Annotated in this window: 21 protein-coding genes and 1 pseudogene; 13 read left to right on the top strand and 9 right to left on the bottom strand. The window is 68.8% G+C overall.

Annotation, left to right across the window (positions count from 1 at the left end; all coding sequences use genetic code 11):
* Positions 1–87 precede the first annotated feature (87 nt).
* Positions 88–1374 carry a hypothetical protein gene (locus ABZ862_RS13500; protein WP_360956590.1) on the bottom strand — a complete coding sequence of 429 codons (1287 nt, stop codon included), beginning with the start codon at positions 1372–1374 and terminating at the stop codon, positions 88–90.
* 680 nt (positions 1375–2054) lie between these two features.
* On the opposite strand from ABZ862_RS13500, the gene ABZ862_RS13495 reads away from it, so the two are divergent.
* The 3 genes from ABZ862_RS13495 to ABZ862_RS13485 all read left to right on the top strand — a co-directional run bounded on the left by ABZ862_RS13495 (position 2055) and on the right by ABZ862_RS13485 (position 4062).
* Complete coding sequence (locus tag ABZ862_RS13495) at positions 2055–2675, top strand: hypothetical protein (protein WP_360956588.1); 621 nt, start codon at positions 2055–2057, stop codon at positions 2673–2675.
* 125 nt (positions 2676–2800) lie between these two features.
* Positions 2801–3229: an ATP-binding protein gene (locus ABZ862_RS13490; protein WP_360956688.1), complete on the top strand. Its 429-nt coding sequence runs from the start codon at positions 2801–2803 to the stop codon at positions 3227–3229.
* Positions 3230–3381: 152 nt separating this feature from the next.
* Positions 3382–4062: a DUF5134 domain-containing protein gene (locus ABZ862_RS13485; protein WP_360956586.1), complete on the top strand. Its 681-nt coding sequence runs from the start codon at positions 3382–3384 to the stop codon at positions 4060–4062.
* Between the two features lie 219 nt (positions 4063–4281).
* Here ABZ862_RS13485 and ABZ862_RS13480 read toward each other — a convergent pair whose 3' ends face one another.
* Both ABZ862_RS13480 and ABZ862_RS13475 read right to left on the bottom strand, forming a co-directional pair.
* Positions 4282–4497: a heavy-metal-associated domain-containing protein gene (locus tag ABZ862_RS13480; protein ID WP_360956584.1), complete on the bottom strand. Its 216-nt coding sequence runs from the start codon at positions 4495–4497 to the stop codon at positions 4282–4284.
* 148 nt (positions 4498–4645) lie between these two features.
* Positions 4646–6106, bottom strand: a complete 1461-nt coding sequence (locus tag ABZ862_RS13475) for a PepSY-associated TM helix domain-containing protein (RefSeq protein ID WP_360956686.1) — start codon at positions 6104–6106, stop codon at positions 4646–4648.
* Between the two features lie 364 nt (positions 6107–6470).
* Between ABZ862_RS13475 and ABZ862_RS13470 the strand changes: the two genes are divergently transcribed.
* Positions 6471–7892: a hypothetical protein gene (locus tag ABZ862_RS13470; protein ID WP_360956582.1), complete on the top strand. Its 1422-nt coding sequence runs from the start codon at positions 6471–6473 to the stop codon at positions 7890–7892.
* Between the two features lie 10 nt (positions 7893–7902).
* On the opposite strand, the gene ABZ862_RS13465 is transcribed toward ABZ862_RS13470, so the two are convergent.
* The 4 genes from ABZ862_RS13465 to ABZ862_RS13450 form a co-directional block, all read right to left on the bottom strand.
* Positions 7903–8628, bottom strand: a complete 726-nt coding sequence (locus tag ABZ862_RS13465) for a hypothetical protein (RefSeq protein WP_360956580.1) — start codon at positions 8626–8628, stop codon at positions 7903–7905.
* 135 nt (positions 8629–8763) lie between these two features.
* The gene (locus tag ABZ862_RS13460) at positions 8764–9279 is read right to left on the bottom strand and encodes a hypothetical protein (protein ID WP_360956578.1); all 516 of its coding nucleotides are present in this window, start codon (positions 9277–9279) and stop codon (positions 8764–8766) included.
* 106 nt (positions 9280–9385) lie between these two features.
* A complete protein-coding gene (locus ABZ862_RS13455) occupies positions 9386–11176 on the bottom strand; it encodes an alpha/beta hydrolase (protein WP_360956576.1) in 1791 nt (596 codons plus the stop codon).
* A gap of 7 nt (positions 11177–11183) precedes the next feature.
* A complete protein-coding gene (locus tag ABZ862_RS13450; RefSeq protein WP_360956574.1) occupies positions 11184–11633 on the bottom strand; it encodes an amino acid ABC transporter permease in 450 nt (149 codons plus the stop codon).
* Positions 11634–12291: 658 nt separating this feature from the next.
* On the opposite strand from ABZ862_RS13450, the gene ABZ862_RS13445 reads away from it, so the two are divergent.
* The 3 genes from ABZ862_RS13445 (at position 12292) to ABZ862_RS13435 (ending at position 14946) form a co-directional block, all read left to right on the top strand.
* The gene (locus ABZ862_RS13445; RefSeq protein WP_360956572.1) at positions 12292–13170 is read left to right on the top strand and encodes a helix-turn-helix domain-containing protein; all 879 of its coding nucleotides are present in this window, start codon (positions 12292–12294) and stop codon (positions 13168–13170) included.
* Between the two features lie 81 nt (positions 13171–13251).
* Positions 13252–13779: a TIGR03086 family metal-binding protein gene (locus ABZ862_RS13440; protein WP_360956570.1), complete on the top strand. Its 528-nt coding sequence runs from the start codon at positions 13252–13254 to the stop codon at positions 13777–13779.
* Between the two features lie 72 nt (positions 13780–13851).
* A complete protein-coding gene (locus ABZ862_RS13435) occupies positions 13852–14946 on the top strand; it encodes a hypothetical protein (protein ID WP_360956568.1) in 1095 nt (364 codons plus the stop codon).
* A gap of 82 nt (positions 14947–15028) precedes the next feature.
* On the opposite strand, the gene ABZ862_RS13430 is transcribed toward ABZ862_RS13435, so the two are convergent.
* Positions 15029–15727 carry a hypothetical protein gene (locus tag ABZ862_RS13430; RefSeq protein ID WP_360956566.1) on the bottom strand — a complete coding sequence of 233 codons (699 nt, stop codon included), beginning with the start codon at positions 15725–15727 and terminating at the stop codon, positions 15029–15031.
* Positions 15728–16134: 407 nt separating this feature from the next.
* Between ABZ862_RS13430 and ABZ862_RS13425 the strand changes: the two genes are divergently transcribed.
* Both ABZ862_RS13425 and ABZ862_RS13420 read left to right on the top strand, forming a co-directional pair.
* Entirely contained in the window at positions 16135–16590 is a 456-nt protein-coding gene (locus ABZ862_RS13425) for a hypothetical protein (RefSeq protein ID WP_360956564.1), read from the top strand.
* Positions 16591–16839: 249 nt separating this feature from the next.
* A pseudogene (locus tag ABZ862_RS13420) lies at positions 16840–17106 on the top strand (helix-turn-helix domain-containing protein); the annotation flags it as partial.
* A gap of 115 nt (positions 17107–17221) precedes the next feature.
* Here ABZ862_RS13420 and ABZ862_RS13415 read toward each other — a convergent pair.
* Positions 17222–17695: a GNAT family N-acetyltransferase gene (locus ABZ862_RS13415; RefSeq protein ID WP_360956562.1), complete on the bottom strand. Its 474-nt coding sequence runs from the start codon at positions 17693–17695 to the stop codon at positions 17222–17224.
* A 136-nt stretch (positions 17696–17831) separates the two neighbouring features.
* On the opposite strand from ABZ862_RS13415, the gene ABZ862_RS13410 reads away from it, so the two are divergent.
* From ABZ862_RS13410 to ABZ862_RS13395, 4 genes are all read left to right on the top strand, one after another.
* Positions 17832–18623: a hypothetical protein gene (locus ABZ862_RS13410; RefSeq protein ID WP_360956560.1), complete on the top strand. Its 792-nt coding sequence runs from the start codon at positions 17832–17834 to the stop codon at positions 18621–18623.
* Positions 18624–18878: 255 nt separating this feature from the next.
* Positions 18879–19445: a hypothetical protein gene (locus ABZ862_RS13405; protein ID WP_360956558.1), complete on the top strand. Its 567-nt coding sequence runs from the start codon at positions 18879–18881 to the stop codon at positions 19443–19445.
* Positions 19436–19954, top strand: a complete 519-nt coding sequence (locus ABZ862_RS13400) for a hypothetical protein (RefSeq protein ID WP_360956556.1) — start codon at positions 19436–19438, stop codon at positions 19952–19954. The genes ABZ862_RS13405 and ABZ862_RS13400 overlap by 10 nt, the downstream gene beginning before the upstream one ends.
* 415 nt (positions 19955–20369) lie before the next feature.
* Positions 20370–24710, top strand: coding sequence for a Tat pathway signal protein (locus ABZ862_RS13395; RefSeq protein ID WP_360956554.1), 4341 nt, complete (start codon positions 20370–20372; stop codon positions 24708–24710).
* Positions 24711–24810: the final 100 nt, after the last annotated feature.

Here is a 24810-nt window from a genome sequence, read left to right as displayed (position 1 = left end):
GTCGTTGCCGGAAGGGCTTCAGGCGCGGGAGGCCGCGGTTCGGTGACAGGACGCGCACGTGTGCTCCGTTCCCCCGTCTTTCGTCGCTCAGCGTGGTACGGCCTCGACCATGGTGATCTGATGGATCACGCGTCGGCGGGGACTGCAGTGCACGTCGACCACGTCGCCCACCGTGAAGCGGTCCTTCGACGGGGGGTCGGACTTCATGGAGAACATCGGCCGGTGCCATTGGTCCACTTCGAAGGACCACGCCTGGCGGGATTCGGGGTGCTCGATCGAGCAGCAGTAGTGCGTGATGAAGGCCGGCGGATCGTCGTAGTGAGTGGTGAAGTCCCAACGGCAGACGACCGCACCACGGAAGGTCGACTCGGCCGGGAGACTGTGGATCCGGCGATGCGCCGGCAGCCAGAGACCCGCCAGGACCACGCCGATCAGAACCGGGACGGCGCCGGCAACCGCGTCGTAGGCGGTGCGTGCGGTCATGACCAGTGCCGCTGTCGTGGTGCAGGCGGTGAGGGCCAGGACGACGAGTTGCCACATACGGCCCCAGCGCGGTGGGTCCAGCGGGGCCGTGTCGACGACGTGCCACGACTTGTTGTACGAGGACCAGATACGGCGGGACTCGCGAACGGGGAGTGCCGACTCGGGGCCGTTCACTCCCACCTGCCGTTTCGGAGGGCGATGTGCGGCGGCATCCGCGCTGTTGCGCCACCAGGCCGCGGCCCGGCGGCCGGCGGGAGTCAGGCGGGGACCGGACCTGCGCGGAAAACGCTGGTACCAGAAGCCCAGCAGGACCGCGACGACGGCAGTCGCTTGGAAGGCCCTGTCGAAGACGTCGCCGCCCAACTCGGCGCAGCCGTACAGCAGGCCCGCCCACGCAAGACACCCGATGATCCGCAGCGTCCATGTCAGGTACTTCTCGCGGGCCGGACGGATCAGACCGAGGGCCGTCGCCTCGTCCTGAACGCTCCGTTGAAAGGCCCGCCACCATATCCAGTACTCGTCGCCGTCCCCGGGCCCCAGCGCCTCCGTGGGCACCCGGTCGACCGTGTCGCCGCAGCGGTGGCGGATCCGTTCGAGGAGCAATTGCTCGAAGGGGCGCAGGTGTCGGTCGTCCTCGGCGGCGGGTGTGAGGCGCACGGTCGGCGTGCCGTCTGCTTTGCGCTCGAGCCGCAGCCGGCCCGCTGCAACGAGTTCGAGGCTGGTCGTCTCGATCGCCTTGGGCGTGACCTCCCCTCGCCCGAACAGCAGGTTCACCACAGGCGCGGCCAGCTCGCGAGAGGGCGGGGGGCTGGGCAGGGGTGGCAGAGTCTCACGTCTGCGTACGCCGTACACCGCGGCTGCGTACAGCAACGGGCCGAAGGCGAATGCCATAAAAAAGGTCACCACGGCTGTTTCCCCGCAGCATTACCGGATATTCCTCGGGCACCCGCCTCCGAGCCGCAGGTCCGGGCCGCGCGAAGTTGCGGTGCCAGGGCCGGCACGACGGTGATGACCACTGTCACCAGCCAGACCGCATGAAGGGCCGCCTGCCGTGCCCGGCGAGGCGAGACCACCGACATGATCCACGTGGCCGCCGAGCCCGCGACCAGCACACCGATGGGCAGCACATGGCCCGACAGGCCGAAGCCGTCCTCCGACTCCGCGCGCTGATCACGAACGGCGACACGGAACGGTACCGGCCCGCACCTCCACGCCGGACGGCCCCGCGGACGGCTCGGTTCAGCAGTTCCGTGAGGTCGACGAGTCGGTGGAGGTGGCCGACCGCCGAGAAGCCGGTGCCGCCGACACACCAGCGCTGTCCCAGCCCTGGCCTTCTCCGCCGTCGTCGACGGCACTCGACGTGATCTCGTGCAGTCCCAGGCGTACTTGTCCCTGGGAGACGTCCGTGATCCGGACACGGCATGCACGGTCGGCCCCTGACGGGGCGACAGCGGAGCACGCCGCGGTAGGAAGCCGAGGGCACGGGATCGGGTCGGCCATCTGATCCCGGGCCCTCGGCCGTTGCACGGCCCGCGCACACGCCGCCCGGTGACGACGGGTAGAACATCGGGATGAAGGAAGTAGGAGCCCTTGGCACCGCAGTGGTCTTCATCGGCTGGGCGATGTGGAACCTGTGGAGCCTCTTCCGCATCGCCACCGGCCTCCGGGACCGATCATGGCAACGCCCCCTGTGGTGGACCCGGGTGGGCTCCGTCGCGCTCTTCGCGGGCCTCACGACGTGGACATGGGCACTGTTCAGCACCGGGCTCGACGTCAGCGACACATGCCAGTTCGTCCATCACGAGTACTACGACAGTACGTACACGGGCGCACACGCCGCGGAGTTCCGGAAGCTCTTCCCGCTGCACAACAAGTGCAACGCGCACTTCGATCTGGTTCCTCCATGGGTCAACCCGTTCCTCGTGGTGTGCACCGTCGTCGTCGTGGCCGCGGTCGCCGTCCTCCTGCGGTTCGGCATCACCCATCTCACCGGCTTGCCCGGAAGGTGGTTCCGGCAGCGGTCGGGAGGCAGCCGTCTCGTCGGTCATCTCCCCCGCCTCCCGCTGGACCAGGGTGACGGTGGGAGCGTGGGCGGCTGCGGCCGAGGAGCGTCGGCCTCTGTGAACCATGGGCCGACGGCGCCGCGCACCGCCGACAGCCCCCGTCCGCCCGCCGACCGCTCCGCGCCGTAAGTACGTCACACCTGACAACCAGGGCCCGGCGGCACCACGGTAGGGCCATGCACAGCGCACCCACCCCCACCACCGCGCCGGTCCCCGCCGACCCCGACCCGCCCGCTCCCCCGTACGAGTTCCAGATGCACTTCACCTCCAGCCCCGGCGGCGCACGCCTCGCACGGCGGCTGGTCTCCCACCGGCTGGACGCCTGGGGACACCCCTACGACTCCGCCGCCAACGAGACCGTCACCCTCATCACCGCCGAACTCTGCGCGAACGCCGTGACCCACGGACGAGTGCCAGGACGGGACTTCCACCTCCGGCTGCCGCTCGGGCCGACGGTGATCCGTGTCGAGGTGTCGGACGCCCACTCGGAACGACAACCGCTCCTCACCCCTGGCCGTCTACCGAAGGCATGCCCGGCCCCGCCGTCGATCAGGGCAGGCTCCGACAGGGAGTCGCGTGTCGTGCCGCAGGGTGGGTGTGACCGCGGTCATACCCAGTGCCCGGAACTCGTGCAGGTGGCGCGCCGACTCCTGGTGTGGCCGCTCGCCGGGTCCGTGTTCTGACCGGGGACGGATCAGGTGCCCGGAATCCCCTGCCGCCGTGGTGGCTCGGGGAAGGCACCTGTCCCACCGCTTCCCTCTCCGTTCGCGACCCGGTGCCCGTGCGTGCGGCCCTGGATCTGTTCGTCGGCGCCTTGCGGCGTCCTGGAGTGGGGGTGGGTGTCCCGGTGATCGCCGCGAGTGGGCTGCGCTGGATTCTCGGTCTGATGTTCGCCGCGTCTGTCGCGTACGGCGCGTGGAGACTGGTTCTGCCCGGAAGGGGCGTCGGGGAGCGGGTGGATCACGCGCTGCACGCGGCCATGGGGGTGCTGATGATCGCGATGGCCTGGCCGTGGGGCATGGATCTGCCCGTCGTTCCCCAGGTCGCGCTCTTCTCCGTGGGCGCCCTGTGGTTCGTGGCCGCCGCTCCGTTCCGCGCGCGGGGCGGGTCCCGGGGCCGGGCCGTGGTGGCCGCCCTGCCGCACGTCGTGATGATGGGGGCCATGGCGTGGATGGTGTCGGCGATGGACTCCTTTGGGGCGATGCCCGACGGCGGTGGCTCCGGCGGAGCCCACGACATGGCCGGGATGGACATGTCGGGCGGCTCGGGTCTCGCCGCCATGCGGCTGACCGGGACCGGGCCCGTCGCAACGGCTGTGCTGCTCGCGATCGTCCTGGGTGGGCTGGGACTTGTCTGGCTGACGCGTGCGCTCGACCGGGCCAGGGCCGGGCAGGGAGACGGCCGGGGCACGGGGGACGGCGGGGTGTCGGAGTCGGATGCCGTCGGTGCCCTGGCCCACGCATGTCATGCGGCGATGGCTCTGGGGATGGCCGTCATGTTCGCCGTGCTCGCGTGAGGTGAGCAGGCCGTGACGTGGCCCCTGTCCGTACGGCCACGGTGGTGACCGTCGGGGCCACGGCCGTCGGGGGCCCCGCTCCCCTGCCGCCCGCTGAGGCCGGAACCGCCCGGCCGCCGGACCGGAACCGCCCGGCGGCCGGGAGCGGAACGGATCTCCCGGATCCCACAGATCCCACAGATCCCACAGATCCCCGGATCCCCGGATCTAACAGATCCGTCAGGCCGAGACCGGCTCCGTGACCTCGTACCCCGCCTCCACGATCGCCGCGCGCAGCAGCACGTCGTCCAGTTCCGTGCCGCCGACAAAGACCGTCCCCGCCGCGACGTCGATGTCCACCTCGGTGACACCGGGGACCTGGGAGACCTCCTCGGTGATGCCCGCGGCGCAGTGGCCGCAGCTCATGCCGGTGACGAGGTACTGCTTCCGTGTCATGGCGCAACTCCTTTGGTTCGGCACGGCGTTGGTACGCCGCGCGATACGGGTGCACCGGTTCGCATGCTCATCCGGTGCCGTCCACCAGTGAGTCGGGGGGTTCCCGGGGCGAGTTCCCGGGCGTGGCAGGCATCACCCTTCCGGAGCATCAGCCGGCCGCGTGGCGACGGCGGAGTACGCCCACGCAGAGGTCGACGGCGAGGAACACCGCCAGCGGTATGCCGAACAGGGGAATGATCCAGCCGACCACGGCGACCGCGACGATACCGACGGCGACGGCCGGGGACGGCAGGGCGCGCCAGGCGCCGCGGACGGGCGGAGCACCCAGGACGGCACGGCGGTCGGTACGGGTGGGACGGCGCTGCCACCACATGCGGTAGCCCCAGACGGTCACGCAGATCAGACCGAGGGCGAGGAGGGCCAGGAGGAGCTGGTTGACCAGGCCGAACAGCGTGCCCATGTGGGCGTTGATGCCCCAGCGGGTGAGCTTGGCCATCACCGGCCAGTCGGCGAAGTCGACCCGGTCGGTCACACGGCCGGTGGCGGCGTCGACGGCGACGCTGTCGCGTCCGACCGGCCAGAGGTTGCGGGTCTGTGTGACGGTCCAGGCGGTGCCGCCGTCCTCGGGTACGGCGATCTCCACCGGCCCGCCCACGCCCTCGGCACGGGCGGCCCTCAGGACCCCGTCCACCGCGGCCGGGTCGGCGTCCTTCGCGGCGCCGCCGGAGCCTGCCGTACCGGCCGTCAGGGAGGTGGTCACCGAGGGGGTGTGGGAGTGCAGCGCGTCGAGGGCCTCGCCGAAGTGGGCACCGGCGTAGCGCGACCAGGTCAGGCCGGTGGCCGACAGGCCGAGCAGTCCGACGGCGAGCCAGAGCCCAATGACGGCATGCCGGCTGCGGGTGCGCCGTACGCCCTTCTTCGCGGCGCGGTCCGGCAGCAGCAGACGCCGCGCGGTACGCCGGCCGTGCCGACGGCGCGTCCAGAGGACCAGTCCGCCGAGGACGAGCACCCACAGCCAACTGGCGGCGGTCTCCGAGTAGTAGCGGCCGACGGTGCCGAGGTCGAGGTTGCGGTGCAGGGCGTCCAGCCAGGTGGTGAGCGGGGTCTCGGCGTACCAGGTGGTCAGCTGTCCCGTGGTCCGGCCGGTGTAGGGGTCGACGTAGACGGTGTGCGTCTTCTCGCCGAGTTCGGGCAGGGCGAAGTCCACCTGTGTCGTGTCGTCACCGCTTCCCGGACGTACGGCGGTCAGCGTGCCCTGCGGGTGCTCGGCACGCGCGGCGGCGACCTGCTCGGACAACGCCACGACGGCCCCACCGGTGCGGGAGACGTGGAGTTGCTCCCCGTAGACGAGGGAGTCGAGTTGCGGCGTGAAGGTGTAGAGCAGCCCGGTGACGGCGGCGACGAGCAGGAACGGCGCCACCAGGATCCCGGCGTAGAAGTGCAGCCGCGCGAGCAGCGGACCGATCCCCTCCGCCCGCCGGACCGCCACGGGCACCACCGGCCGCACGGCGGCCTCACCCCCCGAACCGACCTGACCGGCCTGACCGACCTCGCCGGACGCGCCGAACCCTCCGGACCGGCCGGATTCTTCGGAGTCGACGGACGTCATCTTCACCTCGTGGGGGTAACCGGTGCCCGGGGCACCGCGGTCCGAGCAGGAAACGCGGCACCCGGCCGGCGAACCGCCGCGACACCGCTCCAGAGGCCGCGATCAGCCGCTGTCCTGCACTAGTCGGACAGACGGCCCTCCCAGTTCCCGCACAACCGCGCCTTTTCAGCGCCCCCGTCTCCTGAAGTGACCGACACTCCACCCGCCTGCGCACATCGACGGCGGCCGGTGTGGCGAAGAGCGGTACTCCGATGACGAAGTCCACGTACGGTGGCCGCCCGCCACCTCGCCTGGGAAGGGAACGGGATAATCACCACTCGGAACCCTGGTGGCAGTAGTCAATGGGATGTTGGAGGACGCGGGAATGCTTGAGGGCGTCACGGACGGCGCAGCGGCGGCGATGCGGCTCGCGGGAGATGCGCCGTTACCGAGCACCCTCGACGTCACCGATCCCGGTGACTGGCTCGCGCTGGACGCAGGAGTCCGCGAACCGGCCTGGTTTCACCAGCGGTTCATGCCGGAGTGGGAGCATTCCGCCCCGCTGCCCGCCGACCTGACTCCGCTCGGCGAGTCCCGGCTCGCACTCGCCCTCTGCCATCGCCACGGGCGTGTCCGTCAGGAAGCGCTGGGCCATGTGGCCCGCCATCCCGGTCTGCTGCCGCTGGTCGTGATCCGCTGCGCCGACTGGGCCACCCCCGTGCGGGAGCCTGCCCGGCAACTGCTGAGCGACGCAATGAACATGGGCACCGCCCTCGACCTCGCGCCGCTCGTCCTCCGCGTCGGCCGCCGCGACAGAGGCGGATTCGGCGTCGATCTGCTCGGTCAGGTCCTGCGCCGGGCGTCCCCCGGTCAGCTCACCGCACTCTTCACCGATCCCGACCGCGTCGTCCGGCGGTTCGCGTACCGGCTGGCCGTCGCGGGCCAGATCCTGCGTCCCGCCGAACTGGCCCGCGCTGCCGCCCAGGACGAGGACACCGTGGTCCAGGACCTGTGCGCCACGGCGGCGCTCACCGCTCCAGGGGACGAGAAGACGTACGAGGACGTACTGCTTCCCCTGCTGTCCGCACGCAACCCGCGTACCCGTTCGGCCGGCGTCACCGGACTGCGACGGGCGGGACGCCCCGAACAGGCGGAGCCGTTTCTCGACGACCGGTCCGCACTCGTACGCGCCTGCGCCCGGTATGTCGTACGACAGCAGGGAGGTGACCCGGTGGCCTCGTACCGGGAACGGTGCGTGGCACCGGACGATCCGGGGTTGCCGCCCGGTGCGGTCATCGGGCTGGCCGAATGCGGCAACCGCGCGGACGCCGATCTGCTGTGGCCTTTGCTCGCGCACCCGGTCGCCGGGGTACGGGCGCGGGCGGTGGCAGGGCTGCGGGTACTGGACTGCGTCGACGCGCCTCGCTTGTGGCCGTTCCTCGACGACCCTGCCGCCGCCGTCGTACGCGAGGCTGTCACCGCCCTGCTGCCCTCGGTGAAGGAACTGCCCGCCGAACGGCTGCTGAAGCGCACCGGCTCCGAGCAGCCCCGGCACGTCCGCCTCGGTGCGTTCCGGCTGCTCGACGCACACGGCGGCATCGTGGCGCTCCGGGCGGCGGTCGGTCTGCTGGAGGACCCCGATCCGAAACTGCGCACCTGGGCCGGGCAATCCGTGCAGCGCTGGCATCCGTCGGCGGACGTGCGACGCGGCGACCCGGAGGTGGGCGAGCTCCTCGACCGGAGCCGGCACCTCTTCAGCGACTATGTCCTGCGCCGGCGCAAGCGGGAAGCCGGGGTGGACGACTGAGGGCCCACGGTCAGCGCCCCGTGAGCCAGCCCACCAAGTCGTAGACGGCGCGGCAGTAGGGGTCATGGGCGTCCTTCCGCAGGCGCTCGAGCTCCCCCGTTTCCAGGAGGACCGGAAGCACGGCGTGTGCTCCTGTCACGCCGACGGCGACAGAGCCGTCCTCGGCCCGGAGGGGCAGGTCGACGCCGAAGGGCGGAACGTCCTGAGATGTGGGGGTGTCCAGGTAGAGACGACACGTTCCCTGGTCGAGCAGCAGGAAGCCGCGCAGGCGCAACTCCGCGGGCTCGTCAGGCTCTGCCGGACCGGAGAAGGCCGCTACCGCGGCCCGCAGCGCGTCCGGGAGAAGGAACCGCGGGCGGTCGACGAAGCCGCGAACGGCGGCGGTGGCGTCGACCACCGGAATTCCGAAGGCATCGCGCGGCGCCTCCTCGACCTCCTCCCCGGAGCAGTCGGCCCATGCGCTGCGCAGAGCAGCCACGAGGTCCCCCGCGGGGATGCTCGCTCCGTGGGTGTCCGTGAGCGGCACGTCGAAGCCGACCGACGTCTCCAGTCGCTGTCCGTCCCACAGCACGACACGGCCGACACCACGCCGCTCCGGGGCCTGCACGACCCCCCGCACCACCCGGACTCCCCGCCCGAACGCGAACACGGTGACCATGCCCAGCATCTCGCCCGCCAACTGCGCCTGCAGACCGGACAGACCTGCCTCGTCCCACATCATCGATCGACCCGTCACACCTGGTTCAACGCGTCAGGGCACTTGTCGGCCCCCTCGCAGGAGGCCGTCATCACACCTGTCACCGTAAAGACCCGCTGCTGAGGAAGCGGGGAGAAGCAGATCCATGCGCGTGGCGGAGTCGCCTCGTTGCGCTCAGTACTGCGTGTTCAGATCCGTGCCCTCGGGGGCGCGCCAGCAGCCGGAGACGACGGTGACCGCGAGCAGCGGGTCCTTCTCGTGCGGATTGGTCGGCGTGGACACGATGAGCACGGCGTTCACCGAGAAGCGGTCCTTCTCCGAATCCGCCGTGAGGGAAAGCGACTTGGCCTCGCTGTTGTTGGGACCGTAGTCGACGATCTTCCAGCCCTTCTTCGGCAGTTCCTCCCGCAGCCGCTGGAAGCCCGCCTTCAGCTCGTCCTCGGAGGCGTCGTAGACCGACCAGGGGTGCCGCGTCAGGTAGAAGTGCCGGGAATCTTGCCCTTCGCAGGTCGAGACGGCGGGACCGCGCTCGGTGACCTTGCCTTGGTGGGCCCCGATCATCTCGTAGATCGCGCTGGAGACGCCCTTCGCCTTGGCACGGGCTTCGTCCACCTCCAGCGTGGGGTGCCCGGAAGCCGCCTCCGAGCCGGATGACTGCGGTGTCGAGGAGGAGGATCCGTTGTCGTCCACGGTCTTCGCACATCCTGCCGTGAGAAGGGAAATTACGACTGCGGCGGCAAGACCGACGGAGGTCCCTCGGTACCGCTTCCTTGCTGGGCTGCGCATCAGGATCGCCTTATGGGTAGACCACTTGGTTGTACCGTCCGGTAGCTACGGCTGCCTGGTTCCAGAGGCTGGACGAATCTTTGTTCCAGTAGCCGCTGTGGCCGCTCGTGTCGACGGCCATACGATGCGCGCCGAACGCTTCGTCGGACGGGACGGTCTGGATGTAACCGGCGTCGTACGGCAGTCCGTGAAAGGTCTGGACGCCCCACTTGTACCCGCCGAGGTGCGCGATCTTGCCGCCCAGCGGAACGGGGTCGTCGTGTGCCGCCTCGGACCACACGTGGTCCTTTCCGACGTCCAGGTCGCTCGCGTCACCGACCAGCATGCCTGGGCTGCCCGCCACGACGATGTCGTCCGCCGCGAAGTGTCCCGGCGCCTTCGACGCGGCGCCCACGGTGGTGGAACCGTAGCTGTGGCCGATGACGGTGGTGTGGCTGGTCTCCGGACCGCCCTGGACCGTCTGCAGACCGTCGAGGAAATTGTTCAGTCTGGGAGCGCCTTCGTAGGCCCAGTGTTTCTCCATGGCCTCGGGGGCGATGTTCTGCGGGGCGTCGTACCCGATCCAGGTGATCGTCGAGGTCGTCCTGGCGGGTGACAACTGGTGACTGGCGTCCCACACATCCTGCATACGCTGGATGTCGCCTTTGGCGCCCGCCAGCTTCGATGTCGTACCCGGGACGTACACCACTGTGTTGTCCGCCGTGTCCGGGTTGCCGTTCGCCACGATGGCGTGACCGTTGCCCTTGAGGTCGAAGCCGAGCAGATAGGCCGGGGGCAGTCCGTCGGTGCCGGTCCGGTCGAAGCGGCCCTGGACGGCGTTCATGCCGTCGAGCTGACCCCTCAGGCGTGTGCCGCCCATGGCGTCCCATACGGTCCACGCCGGATTACGGATCACCCCGGCGGCGGTGACGACCGTCTTGGTCGGCTCCGGACCCAGCGCGTCGACCTGGCTCCTGACCTGGGCGTGGGTCTCGTCGAACACGATCCGGTTGGAGGAGTCGCGGACCGCGCTCGGGATGCCGTCGAGCGCGCCGATCTCGGCCGGGTACAGCGTCTGGTACTCCTCGCGCTGCTCCTGCGTCAGACCGTCCCACCACTTCTTGTTGTCGGCCGGGGACTCTCCCTGAGGAATACCGTCCTTGCCGAGACGGGAACCGACCGTCTTCTGGACGTCCCCCGTGTCGTGGGCCTCGTCCATGAGCATGTCGTCGGTGACGGCCAGGCCGTCCGGCGCGGTCAGTTCGCGCAGCACCTTCGCGTACCGGTTGTCGATCTCGCCGGCGCTGGTCACCGCCTGCGAGATGCGCTCGGCGATGTCCTCGGCCTTGCCCCTGTTCGGGTCACCGTTCGCCTCGCCCGCGCCCGGCAGCAGGGGCACCAAAGCTCCGGGCCGGGCGGCACCGGTGCCCGCGGACGTACCTGGGGACAGGGGCAGCCCGGTGCTCTTCGGGTACTCGACCGAGCCGTCCTCGCGGACGGTGAACCTGAGGTCAGCCGCGTCGTCGAGGGCTTGCTTCAACTTCTTCTGAGCAGCGGTCAGTTCTGCGGCCAGGCTGTTCAGCGTGACGCGGACGAGGCCGCATTCGCCGTGCAGGTACTGGTAGTTGCGACCCAACCGGGTCAGGTCCCGCTCCGCCGACGTCTGTGCCTCGCCTTTCTGTGTGGCGCGGATCGGTGCCGACATCTCCTGGTCGACCCGGATCCGTGCGGCGTCGGCCCGGTTGCTGACCTTGCCCCAGCCGTCTGCGGCCTCCTCGTACTCGGCGAACCTCGCGTCGCGCAGCTGCTGCCAGGTGGGCATTCCCGTCTCACCGCGCCCAGTCGGGCGTGCTGCCGGTCTTCACACGATCGACCTTGTCGGCGACGGCGGGGTCGAGTTCACCGAAGTCGCGGCCGGTCCCGGCAAGTGCGCCGTGCAGCCGGTCGCACTCGTCGCGTACCGAGGTCAGCCGTTTCTCCCAAGTGGGCAGGATCCCGTTCAGGGCGGCCGTGCTGGAGAAGCCGTCCGTGCCGCCGCTGACGCCCTCATGAGCCGTCTTCAGTTCGGTGAGACCCGAGTCGGTGCCGGTCCGCAAGTCCTGGGCCACGCCGGAGGCCTTCGTCCAGGGCCCCTTCGACGCCTTCAGGTCAGGAGCCGGACCTCCGGAGGAACCGCTCGGTCCTCCGCCTCCCGCCTCCTCGCCCGGATCGGCCACGTGATCGATCTGCGTCCGCCCGGCCGCGCCCGCCTTGAGCTGCTCCCACTCGTCCCACGCCATCGGCGTCGTCTCCCCCTCCTCGTGGCGGCGCTGCGGTGTGTGCTGTGACGTGTTGTGTTGCCGCGCTGCGCCAGTTTATTGATGTGGTTCCGGGAGCGCCTGAGCACAAAGGGGCTGAGTGGCTGAGTATCCGTACTCACTTGGAGCGGGCTCGGCGTGTCTCCGCCGGCACGGTGAAGGCCCGGCCGCTCGAGGAATGCGGCGGCTGACCGGAGGGCCGCGATAGCAGGCGTGGGCATCGCACCGGCCCGACAGGTGATCTCTGCGAAGTTCCCCGGTCAGGTACTGCCTTCCGCGCGAACCCGGACGGCCCCGCGCCGGCGTCTCCCGCCCAGGTGGCGTGGTGGGTGACCCGCGCGTTGCCCACCACGTACTGTTCTAGCCCGAGCCACAGCTCCTCCATGTCGGAGGTCGTCTGCCGCAACTGGTCGAAGTAGATACGGAATCCCCGTGCCGCCAAGTCGTGTTGGTCAACCCGCGTGATCCCGTCGTAGTACTCGGTGTCGGTAGGCCGCCGGAAACCACTCTCCACCGGACATACCCGCCGAGCGGGCGGCCGAAGGCGCCTACGGCGCGTTGCTGGAAGGATCACCGGGCTCCGTCGGGTAACCCGATCTGTAGCAGGCTGATCGCGGGCGGCCCGTGCAGAATCGTCGGCATGAGCGAACTGGGGCGGTTCATCGCCGTACGACGTGGGCAGCTGAAGCCGGCGGACCTGGGTCTGCCGGACTTCGGTGACCGGCGCCGGGTGCCGGGGCTGCGCCGGGAGGAGGTCGCCCAGTTGGCCGGGATCAGTGTGGCCTACCTGATCCGGCTGGAGCAGGGTTCCTCGAAGGCGTCGCCGCAGGTGGTCGACGCCCTGGCCGGTGCCCTCCGGCTGACCGACGCCGAACGCGCCCACCTGCACACGCTCGTCCAGGACAGCCCGAGGACCCGGAAGCGCCGGCTGCCCGCCGACCGCGTCACGCCGCCGGTACGGCAACTGGTCGACGCGTTCGGCACCGCGCCCGTCATCCTGCTCGGCCGTCGCAGTGACGTGCTGGCGTGGAACTCCGCCGGGCACGCGCTGATCGCCGGTCACCTCGACCCGTCGGCCCCGGACCGCGCGGACACCCGCCCCAACACCATCCGCATGGTGTTCACCAATCCGCACACCCGTGACTTGTACGGCGCCGACTGGCGGAACAAGGCCCGCGACGTGGTCGGCCGACTGCGCAGGCTGGCCGGTGAATACCCCGACGACCCCCAACTCGCGACACTCATCGGCGATCTGTCCATGCACAGCCCGCAGTTCGCCACCCTGTGGGCCGAGCACCGGGTCCGTGCCTGGGACGTCGCCGAGTACCGGATGACGCACCCGCTCGTGGGCGAACTGCGCGTCCTGCAGCACTCCATCGCCGTACCGCACGACCCGGGCCTGCGGCTGGTCGTGGTCACCGCGCCACGCGACTCGGCGTCCGAGGCGGCGCTGCGCCTGCTGCCGCACACCAACGACACCGTCGCGCGACTCCGCGCCGACGCGCCCCTCCCCCACTGACCCACCCCCTCACCACACCACACCCCTTACGCAGCCGGCCTGTTCGCCGGCCGATGCCGCACGCCCTCAGGAGGCCGTTCCATGTCCCTCACCTTTGACGCCGTCGTGGACACCGTCGCCACCCTCGTCGAGTCCGTCGGCGACGAACAGTGGGCCGCCCCGACCCCCTGCACCGACTGGACCGTCCGGGAACTGGTCGACCACCTCCGGGCCGGTCAGGACGCCTTCCGTATCGCCCTGACCGGTAAGTCCGGCCCCGCGTCCGGGACTTTCCGCCAGAACGGCGAGGCGCTGGCCGCCGCCTTCGGTGCGGAGGGCGCGCTGGAGCGCGTGGTGCGGGCGCCGATCGGTGAGGTCCCCGGCGCGGTGGCCCTGCACCTGCAGACGCTGGAGCACCTGGTCCACGGCTGGGACCTGGCCCAAGCACTCGGTCAGAAGACGCTGTTCGAGGACGCGTCGGTCGAGATCGAGATCGAGTTCGCCACCGGCCTGCTCGCCGGGCTGCCGGCCAACGCCCCCAGCCCGTTCGCCCCCTCACGGCCCGCCCCGGAGGACGCCCCCGCCATCGACCGGCTCGCCGCCCTGCTCGGCCGCACCGTCAGCGCCTGAGCTCCGGGCGGCCCACCGCCCGCCCTCCACACCGGCCCCAGCCCTTCCGAGCACATCCGAGGAACACCCACCATGAAGAACACGAAGCTGAAGATCGCCCTCGCCGGCTCGGCGTTTGTCGCTCTCGCGGCCACCGGAACGGCACTGGCCGCGACCGGCTCCTCCACCGGCTCCGGTTCCAACTCCAGCTCCGCAGCCGAGCGGTCCCCGAGCAAGCCGGGCCGGCAGGTCAAGCAGCAGACGTCCGGTGTCATCAAGGCCGACGGCGCGAACGTGTTCCCCCACTCGCTGGGCTTCGACGCGGCGTCGAAGACGTTCTTCGCCGGCTCACTGAAGCACGGCAAGGTCTACGCCACCGGACCGGACGGAAAGGTGCGCACCGTCGTCGACGACCCGCAACTGGTGTCGGCGCAGGCCGTACTCGCCGACAGCAAGCGGGGCCGCGTCCTGGTCAGCAACGTGGACTACGGACTCGCCGACCACTCCCACCAGGACGCCCCCTTCCGCGTCGCCGGTGTCGGCAGCTACGACATGAAGAGCGGTAAGCAGAACTGGTGCGTCGATCTGACCGCAGTCCTCCTGGACGGCAAGAAGCACCTGATCTCCGACGTGACGGTGGCGCCCGACGGCACCGCCTACGCCGTCGACGAGCTGACCCCGACGGTGTTCCGCATCGACCGCACGGGCCACGCCTCGGTCCTCCTGCGCAGCCCCCTGCTCCAGGGCACGCTGGACATCCCGAACCTCCTGAACGACGTCGGGATGAGCGCGGTGGAGTGGGTGAAGGGAAACCAGCTGGTCATCGCCATGGCCGACGGCTCGATGGTACGGGTGCCCGTCCGGCATCCCGGCCAGGCCGAGCCGGTGAAGCTCTCCGCGCCGCTCGCCTCCCCCGCGGCCGGTATGCAGCTGCTCAAGGACGGCTCGATCGCGGCGGTCAGCAGCGGCCTGCTGTCCGGCAAGCCCGCGCAGATTCAGCACATCCAGCCCCGCGACGGCTGGAAGGAAGCCACCGTGAAGGTGACCGACAGCGTCAACGACCCCGCCACCAGCGACGTGACCGCGGGACCGGCCGGAACGGTCTACGCCCTCAGCGGCGGCCTGGCCGACCTCCTCGCCGGCAAGCCCAACACCGGCTTCACCCTGACCCCCGTCAAGACCGGCTGACCCGGCACAGGGGACACCGGTCATGCGGCACATCGCCACCGCGGTGCGCCGCATGGCCGCGGGCAGGCAGCAGCGACGGCGATCAGTACACCGTGTTGAGATCCGTACCCTTGGGAGCGCGCCAGCAGCCGGAGACGAGGTTCACCATGATCAACGGCTTCTTCTCATGCGGGTTGGTCGGGGTGGACACGATGAGCACCGCGTTCACCGAGAAGCGGTCCGTCTCAGAATCCGCGGTGAGGGACAGCGACTTGGCCTGGCTCTTGTTGGGGCCGTAGTCGACGATCTTCCAGCCCTTCTTCCGCAGTTCCTCCCGCAGCCGCTGGAACCCCGCCTTCAGCTCGTCCTCGGAGACGCCGTAGACCGACCAGGGGTGAATGGTCTTGTAGAGGTGTCCGGGGTCCTCGTCACAGGTCGAGACACTGGGACCCGGCTCTGTGACCTCGGCCGTACGCATGTCGATCATCTCGTAGATCGCGCTGGAGGCGGCCTTCGCCTTGTCACGGGCCTTGTCCACGTCCAGCGTGGGATGCCTGGAGGCCGCTTCCGAGGTGGACCGCTGCGGCGAGGGCGAGTGTCCATTGTCGTCCACAGTCTTCGAACAGCCCGCAGTGAGAAGGGACACCACGGCTGTGGCGGTGGTGAGGCAGGTGACGGCCCTCCGGTACCGGATCCGCGCGGCATCGGCACGGTCGCTGGCCTCGCCCCAGCCGACGGCGCCGCCGACGCCCTCACGAGCCGTCTTGAGCTCGATGCGATCCGGATCGGTGGCGGACTGCAAGCCCTGCGCTACGCCAGAGCCCTTCGTCCAGGCTCCCCTCGACGCCTTCGGGTCAGGAACCGACCCTCCGGAGGATCGGCTCGTGCTTCCGCCTCGTCCGTCTCCCGGATCGGCCACATGATCGATCCGCATGCGTCCGGCCGCGCCCGCTTTGAGCCGCTCCCACTCGTCCCACGCCATCGGTGTCGTCCTCCCCTCCTCGTGGCGGCGATGTGGTGTGTGCTGTGAAGCGTTGTGTTGCCGCGGTGCGTCAGCTTATTGACGTGGCAACGGGAGCGCTTGAGTACAGAAGCCGAGTGACTGAGTATCCGTACTCGCAGAGAGCCGGCTTGACGTGTTTCCGCCGGCGCATACCGGCGTGCGAAGCCGGGAGGAACTGATCATTTCCCTGGGATGTCCCGTCAGGCATGGCGGAACTCCTCTTCCCGGCCCTGGTCCCTGCTCCGTTCCTGACCCCGTGGGTCGTCCTGTTCGCGGCCGTGGCTCTTGCCCGGCGCCTGGTCGGGCAGTGCCGCGAAGAGCTGCCGGGCGGCGGACGACGCCTGCTCGACCCCTCGACGTACACGCTGATCGCGGTCATAGGAGGTACGGCGGCCTTCGGAGCGTACGCCTGGGGCGTGATGTCCGGGTTCTACCTCCTCGACCCGGATCAGATGTGCGCGGCGCAAGGCGTGGCGGGTGATCGCATCGTGACACGGGAGACGCTGCCGGTCAGCGCTCAGTGCGTCACATCGGACGGCGTGGGAACGGAACTGGTGCCGGCCTGGGTGAATCCGGTGATCTTCCTGGGACTGGCGCTGCTCGTCCTCGCCCTCGTGGCGGGAACCCTCGCGGCACTGCGCCGGCGCCCCTCCCCACGGTGAAGCACTCCGTTCCCCGCACCTGGCGAAAGGCTCCGCCACGGCCGGAGAACGGGAGCGCGACGGGATCCATCGCCGTGTGGTGATCGTTCACGTACTGGACGACGGCCACTGGATCGGCTGCACCGCGCGCCGCAGGACCGATCCGCTAGTGCTGTGACCGGGAAGGTTCGCCGGGTTGGGGGTCGCGGTGGTGGGTGCCGGACCGGTTGGATGTGAGCCGACAGGCCGTCCGACAGGTGGAGGCGCGTGGTGGCAGAGCCCGTTCGGGTCCGCAGGCTGACCGATCAGGAGGGGCGGCGGCTGCAGCAGATCGTGCGCCGGGGCAGTACCAGTTCGGTGCGATACCGGCGGGCGATAATGCTGCTGGCCTCGGCCGGCGGGAACCGCGTGCCGGTGATCGCCCAGCTGGTCCAGGCCGACGAGGACACCGTCCGCGACGTGATCCACCGGTTCAACGAGATCGGCCTGGCCTGCCTGGACCCTCGGTGGGCGGGAGGCCGTCCCCGCCTGCTCAGCGATGACAAAGAGCGCGCCCGCATCCGCAGCGAGAAAGGCATCCGCTGGGGCGGACGCCCCCTGGCCAACGCGGCGTGACCGGATCAGTGGAGTCTGCGGCCCGCCAGGAAGCGGTTCACCGTGCACCCTCCGGTGTCCAGCGCAAGGTCATGTCGGGCAGCCTCTCCATGTTCCGGTGACCGTCGCTGGTGTCGAGGACCGTGAAGCCGTGGAGCTCGTAGAACGCGCGGGCATCGGTGTTCTGCCGGAAGACGTGCAGGGACACCCCGGCAGGGCTGTGCCGTCTGACCTGGTCGAGCAGGAGTGTGCCGATGCCCCGGCGGCGGACCTCCGGTCGCAGATAGAGGTGTTCGAGCATGTCGCCCTCAAGGGCGGCATAGCCGAGGATCTCTCCATCGCACACCGCCGCCCACGTCCGGCACGACTTGAGCAGCACGTCCTCGACCCACCGGGTGACCTGGTCGTGACTGCGTTTCTGCGGAGGCAGATACGGCATGGTCGCCACCCGGGAAATCATGTGGATGCGGGCGATCACCGCCGCGTCTGCCGCGTCCGCGAGTCTGACCTCTGTCCTACCGACATCACTCACGGCAGGAACCTACAGGGCCAGCCGAAACGCAGGCCAACGGATAACCTGGCGAACCTTCCCGGTCACAGCACTACTGCTGTTCCTCAACGAGAAGTCCTGCGAATCCACCGCTTCCCCGGCCGATGTCGGCGAGGCGATGACAGAACTCATCGCGCTGTTACGCGTCGTCCTGGCCCGCGGCTACTACTTCAACCAGTGGGCTGCGGACAACCGCAACCGCAATGAACGGCAGTTCCTCAAAGGGCTCAGCGCCAAGGCCCCCTTCCTGACGGCGCACCCCGAGCCCGACAGCATCGGCGAGATCGAGTACACCTGCTCCGGAGAACTGGTCGAAGGCATCGGCTGGGCGTATCTGATGGACGGTCTCGCCGTCAGCCTGCCCCTCGCGACCACCTGGTCCGGCTCCTGGCTCGATCTGCGGGTCCGCAGACTCGTGGAGACCGATTCCGGTGAGCTCGCCGTGGAGGACGCCCCGGAGCAGGCCCGGCACAGCGCACGCCGCGCCGACCTGTCCGTCCACGAGAAGTGGGGATGCGCGGCCGGGCTCGACGCCGTCGACTCCCCCACCCAGCTCTGGGACGAGTGGGCCGACTTCTTTCCGCGGCTCCAGGTCCTGCCCCAGGTCCGAGACCAGCTCTCCGGTCTGGAGGTGCGGTGGTTCATCCAGGTGCGCGGGCTTCTCGCCCGCCTCCAGGCGTCCGCGGCCCTGTGGGACGGCACCGGCGTGCCCGACTGGCAGGGCGCCAAGATCACACCGGAGCACGAGCAGCGCAAACGGCTGTGTCTCTTCAAGGACTCCGACGGAGAGACACGCTGCTTCGACTGGCACGGACGCTTCACGCCCGGCGCGGGGCGCCTGCACTTCCGGCTCGTGCCGGAGGACAAGGCACTGCGGATCGCCTACGTCGGGCCGAAGATCGGGAAGTAGGCAGCAGACTCGCGAGGTCGGTTTCGCGCCGAAGTCGATCAGTCGTGACAGGGCCTCCGACTCCGGCCGGTGGTGGAACCAGAGCAGTCCGGGCCACGAACCGGAGCCGTGATCGATACGGAGAAACAACCCCGTCGGCCTTCGGAATCGCGGCTCAAAACTGTGCAGCAGCTGTCATGGCCCCCTTCTGAATCGATCATCCCTTCACGTAAAGTGCACAGCCCACGCAACACATCCCTCACAGGGGGTAGCCGAGTGCACAGCGTCTTACGTTCTGTCGTCGTCACCGCTGCGTTTGTCGGCGCGGCTGTCGTCCCGACGGGGACGGCATCGGCCACGGGGTCCGGCCCGGCGGCTCCGGTCTCCGTCGGGTTCGCAGACAGCTCAGTCACCGGCCTCAGCATGGCGACGGATGCCGCCGAGGGCACCAAGACGGTCCTCGAATCCGACAGCGCCGCCGCAGTTGCCGCAGCCAACGTATGCGGCTCGGGATACACCATCTCCGTCGGCGCCGCGCGCTACGGTACCTACGGCACCGCTTACGCCTGGTGGAACGGCGAGTACAGCGGCAGCAACACCCTCTACGACCGACCGATCTGCGGCGTCTTCTTCAACGACACCGGTGCCAAGCACTACATGGGCGTGCGGCTGAAGGACAACTACACGGCGACCGCGGACACCCAGGACTTCGGTTCCTATTCCACCTACGCCGGCCCCGTGTACCAGGACAAGGGATACTGCGGCTCACTCTATTCCTACATGGAGGACGCCGCCGGCAACGCCGTCGTGGACAATTACACCAGCGTCGGCACATGCAACTGACGTACCCCGCTCACCCGAACCCGCTCTGGGTTCGGGCGAGCGCCGTACTCGCTCTGGCTGTCCTCGTGGCCGGGTGCTCCGCCGACACCGACGACTCCGCGATTCCCGGTGTCACGCACCCCGTCACCGCCACCGAACCACCGGCCTCCACGCCGACGGCCACAGCGACCGAAGCCTCCGAAGATCCAGCGGTCGAGCCCACCGCCGTGATCGAGCAGTCGGGCCGGACACGCATCCTGCACTACGGAGACGTGGAAGTGGACGCCACCCCGGAGGACGACGGCGTTCTCACCAAGGTCACCGTTCACAACCGAACCGACCACACCAACGGCTACCAGATCACCATCAGCATCGGTGGCCCCGGAGACTGGCTGGCCTCATCCACCTTCCGCCTGGACGGGGTGGCCGCCGGCGCGGTCAGGTCCAGCACGGACACCGTCGGCGGCCCGCATCTGGGACCGATCCCCACCGAGCCGAAGATCTACGTCGACACCGTGGCGACGTACTGAGCAAAGCCCGGAGCAGTCACGGGGCCCGGCGGCTCCGTCTTCAGTTACCGCTCATGAGGCCGCGCAGATGTGTCCGGCTCCCGAAGTTCACTGTCCTCACGCACCGCGGCCTACCGGACACGACAGACGATCCGTCGACTCGCCGGAAGCTGTCAGGTCCTCAACCGGCGCACCCGGTCGGCACATCCACCTCTCTCCCCGGCCCCAGCCGACACGCGGCGCAGCCCTGCTGAGGCACTCACGGCACCGCCTGCCCATGGCAGGCACAGCACGTGCTGCGGCGTCCTTCACCTCCGCGGCCGATCCGACAGGACCACCTGCCGACCTCGGCCGACCGGAAACCACCGAAAGGACAGACCGAAAGACGATGAAGCACTATCGCTTACGGAAGACACGAAGAGGACGGTCGTCCGCGGTGATCATCACCGCGGCGGCCGCATTGATCGCTTCCGCGTTCGCATCGAACACAGCACAGGCGGCAGCACCGAAACCGCTCAAGAACCCGGTGCAGAAAGCCGCCACGCCGAAGAAGGGGCCCGCGTCGTCGGCGGTCCCTTTGAAGGACCGTGAAACCGTTCTCGGACAGGGCTGGAAGAACTCCTCCGACCGGGCCGTGACCGCGGCTGCCGACAGTGACGGGCTCCATCTTCTGATCGCAGACAGCACAACCGGTTATGCGTGGAGAACCGTGACGGTGCTGAGCGAGTCCCGGCTTCCTGCCGACACCTGGATCGGCAACGAGTGCGTCATGGACGACCACCATGCGGCCGTCGTCTACGCCCCCCGCACCTTCACCAACAAGCCGGACCTGATGATGGGCGGCGCCTTCACTGCGATCGTGAACCTCGACGACGGCAGCGTCACCAAACTGCCTTTCACGGCGTCGCTCGCGTACTTCGACCCCACGTGCAGCCCGGCAACGCACACCGCCGTGTTCACCGCACTCCGCGACACCAGGACGCGCCTGGTCACGGTGGACACCAAGGGCACCACGGTCGCGGACACCACCGCGAAGGGCGAGATAACCTCCGCCGTCCCCACCAGGGACGGTGCGATAGCCGCCGCCGGAAACCGACTCGTCCGTATCGACCGCAAAGGCAAGACGAACGAGCTCACCGCAACTACACACGCTCCGTACGGCATCCGTGTGACTGGTGACGGCACCATCAGCTACATCGACCGCACGGGGAACACCGACGCCGACGTGCAGACATACGCGCAGGGCAAGAAGACGACCGTCGCCAGCGGCAAGCTCACCGCCTTGAACCTGCGTCAGGGCACGGACGGCACGGTCTACCTCACCGGCAAAGCCACACATCGCAGAGGCTTCGCGGCCAGCGGTATCAAGCCCCTGAACGTCTCACCCGACGCGGAGCTCTCCACCCGCGGCCGTCTGGCGGTCGACCCGGTCCTTTCCCCGGCCGTCCTTGCCGGCGTCGGCAACGTCGCCAACGCGGGGCGCGGCTTCACCAAGACCGCGGCCAAGGAACCCGTGGCCGAGACGACGACGGGCCACACCAGCCATGTCCTGACCGTGACGGGCACGGTCCCGGGCACGGGTCGGCACACGAAGCAGCAGACCGCCGAACCCGGCGCCACCGCGGGCGGCAGACCGTCACCGGCACTGACCGGTTCCCCGAAGCCTCAGCTGTCCACGATGAGCACACTGACCACGGCTGACGACGACCCCAGGGCGCACGACCCGGTCGACAGCGACGCGTGGTGCTCCGTGCCCCGCAACGATGTCGGCACCCAGGCCCTCCAGCCCACCCCCAACCAGGTCGAGTGGGCCGTCGACATGGCCGTCCGTGGCAATCTGCGCTCCAACTACCTGACCCAGGGCGGCTGGCGCGCACAGACCGGGCTCAGCACCATCGACCCGCAGGGCATGCTCGGTGTCCCGCAGCTCAACGGTGGCGGACGCATTCCCGCACAGGTCGAACTGGGCATCCTCGCCCAGGAGTCCAACCTCTGGCAGGCCGAATCCGGAGCCATACCCGGCCAGACGGGCAGCCCGCTCGCGGCCGTCGACGGCTACTACGGCCACCAGACCGGAGGCACCCTCACCGACTTCTGGACGATCCACTGGGACAAGTCCGACTGCGGCTACGGCGTCGGACAAGTCACCGACGGCATGCGCAAGGCCGGATACGAGAAGGAAGGCGAGACCTCCCTCCCGGTCAGCACCCAGCGCGCCATCGCCCTCGACTACACCACCAACATCGCCGCGTCGCTCTACATCCTCGCCGCCAAGTGGAACGAGGTCCATCAGAGCGACCAGACGATCACCGTCAACAACGACGACTCGGCGAAGCCCGAGAACTGGTTCACCGCCGTGTGGAACTACAACCTCGGCTTCAACAAGAAAGCGGACGAGGCCAAGAACGGCAACTGGGGCCTCGGCTGGTACAACAACCCCGCCAACCCCGTGTATCCCGCCTCCCGGCTGGCCTTCATGAACACCGACCTCGACCCACTGGCCGCGAAGGACGCCGCAAAGCCCCAGCAGTGGCCGTACGAGGAGAAGGTGATGGGCTGGGCCGCCTGGTCCCAGGACACCGGCCACTCCTACGCCACCTCCGGCCGGCAGGACTGGCCCGGCGAGTCCGGCTTCTCCTCCGCCGGCTTCCGCCCCGCCTACTGGAACGGCACCACCGGAACCGTCATCGACCCGGCCAGCGCGAAATACCGCCGGGCGCACGTCTCGCCACCGCTCGACACGTTCTGCAACACCAAGAACGGCTGCAACTCGGCCAGCCCGCCGGACTGCCCGGACGCCGCCTGCTACGCCCAGTACTGGTGGCACGAGTCCAACGCCACCTGGAAGTCCGACTGTTCCGCCAGTTGCGGCTTCGAGAACATCAAATACCAGAGCCTGGTCAGTGAACCCGGGCGCGGTTACCGCCTCCAGTACGGCACGCCCGTCTGCTCCGGCGCCCCGTCGGGCGCGAAGGTCGTCGAGTCCGTACCGGCAGGCACCGACACCTGGAGCGACTGCGGCACCACCACGACCGACGGATCGTTCCGGTTCACCTTCTATCCGGATCCGGCCGCGACCGGACCCGGCCTGGGCCAATACGACGCCAAGGCCGACCTGCACCAGATCGGCGGCGGCTACGGCGGCCACTTCTGGTACACGCACACACGCGACGCCGACCATCTCGGCGGTGACGGCGGCCGCATGACGATCCTCGGCGACTGGAAGCTGGACTCTGCCATCTCCGGCAGCCAGGCCAAGGTCTACGTGCACATCCCCGACACCGGCGCCCAGGTCTCCGACGCCACCTACAAGGTCATCACTCCCTTCGGCGCGGTGACCAAGACCGTCGACCAGAACTCCCAGAACAACAAGTGGGTCTCGCTCGGCGCCTATAACTTCAGGGACCAAGCCCCCGAGGTGCAGTTGACCAACTCCACCTCGGACGGCGCCGCCGACAAGGACGTGGCCTACGACGCTGTCGCGTTCGTCCCCGGCGACTACTCCGGTATGCCGAGCATCGCCTTCGGCGATCCGGACGTAAGCGCCGCCCAGCCCGACGATCTGACCACTCCTCAGGACATGACCCCCGACGGCGTGCTCGATGGCGGGCCGCCGATCGACTCCATCCAAAAGGAATTCTCCGACCCCAAGAACACCTACGTTCCCTGGTGCGCGGCAAAGCCCTTCGGGTTCGGTACCGGCCGAAAAATCTGGATCAACCGCACCGAAGGCTGCATCAAGGGTCAATTCGGATTCATCAAGACGATCAACGGGACAGTCACCGGCACAGCCACGTTCAACTTCCAGGCCGAGATCAAGCTGTACCCAGATGAAACCGGCTGGAACACCGCGTTCAAGTTCAAGCTGATCGACGCAACGGGCGAAGCGACGACTGAGCCCCTCTATCTCTCCGTCGAGGAAACGTGCTCCATCGACTGCAAGAAGAACGGACCTCGTTTCGAATCCGGAAACCTTTGGTGGGAGTACGGACTGGGCGACGAGCACACATATTCCATGTCACAGGTATGGAACTGGGGCGAGTCCCGACCGTCCGACCTGCTCCTTCCCAAGTGGTCGACGAAGGCAGAAATGGGCGACATGTGGAGCGTCAACGCCCCTGAGGTCGACACCGGCGGCGGCAAGGCACAGATCCGCTGCGACTCCGTGGTTCCACAGTCGTACCCGGGCTGCGTCTTCGATCAGTACAAGCCGACCTACGTCATGAATTCGAAGAAATTCCCGGCTGCGGCTGCCCACGCCTGGCTCGTCCAGAACAAACTGCCCGGCCATTATGGCAGCAAAGCCTACGGCGCCCCGCTCACCTATCTGGGCAGCAACGTGATGTCGGCAAGTGATCCCAGCAAGAAGCAAAGCACCGCCAACCGCGAGGTGATATGCCCTTCTTCTTGGGACCGCAATCAGGACGCCACCCTCTCACCAGAACTCAATGAAGGCTTGCAGGACGATACATGGTCCTGCGACGAATTCGCATTCGCCGCCAGTTACGACAGTGCCGGAATGCCCAACGGGTTCAATCCGGTGAACTCCGGCGACGAATGCCTGCAAACTTACGCCAAGAGGGGAAGTGATGGAGTTTGGCATCTTCTGCCTGATCTGCGCTACCCCCTGCCCACCTGGAGCGAGAAGTGCGGACGTGCCACCATGTCAAACAACCAAAACACCCAGTCAATGCGGCCTTTCGGTCAGTTCATCGTCCGCAACAGGCTGACGGACAAGGATAAATACTGGCTCGACCTCGACGGTTTCACTCCCTAGTCGCAGACCGCTGAACAACACTGTGGCCCGGCAGTCTCTCGCTTCCGGGCCACGGCCCCACCGAGAGAACGGTGGAAATTCACAGAACCTGGACAGCTTT

It is taken from the genome of Streptomyces sp. NPDC047000, assembly GCF_040644295.1.
GTDB lineage: Bacteria > Actinomycetota > Actinomycetes > Streptomycetales > Streptomycetaceae > Streptomyces.
Note: the sequence above shows the minus strand (reverse complement) of the source record. Positions and strands in the feature narration are given on the sequence as shown.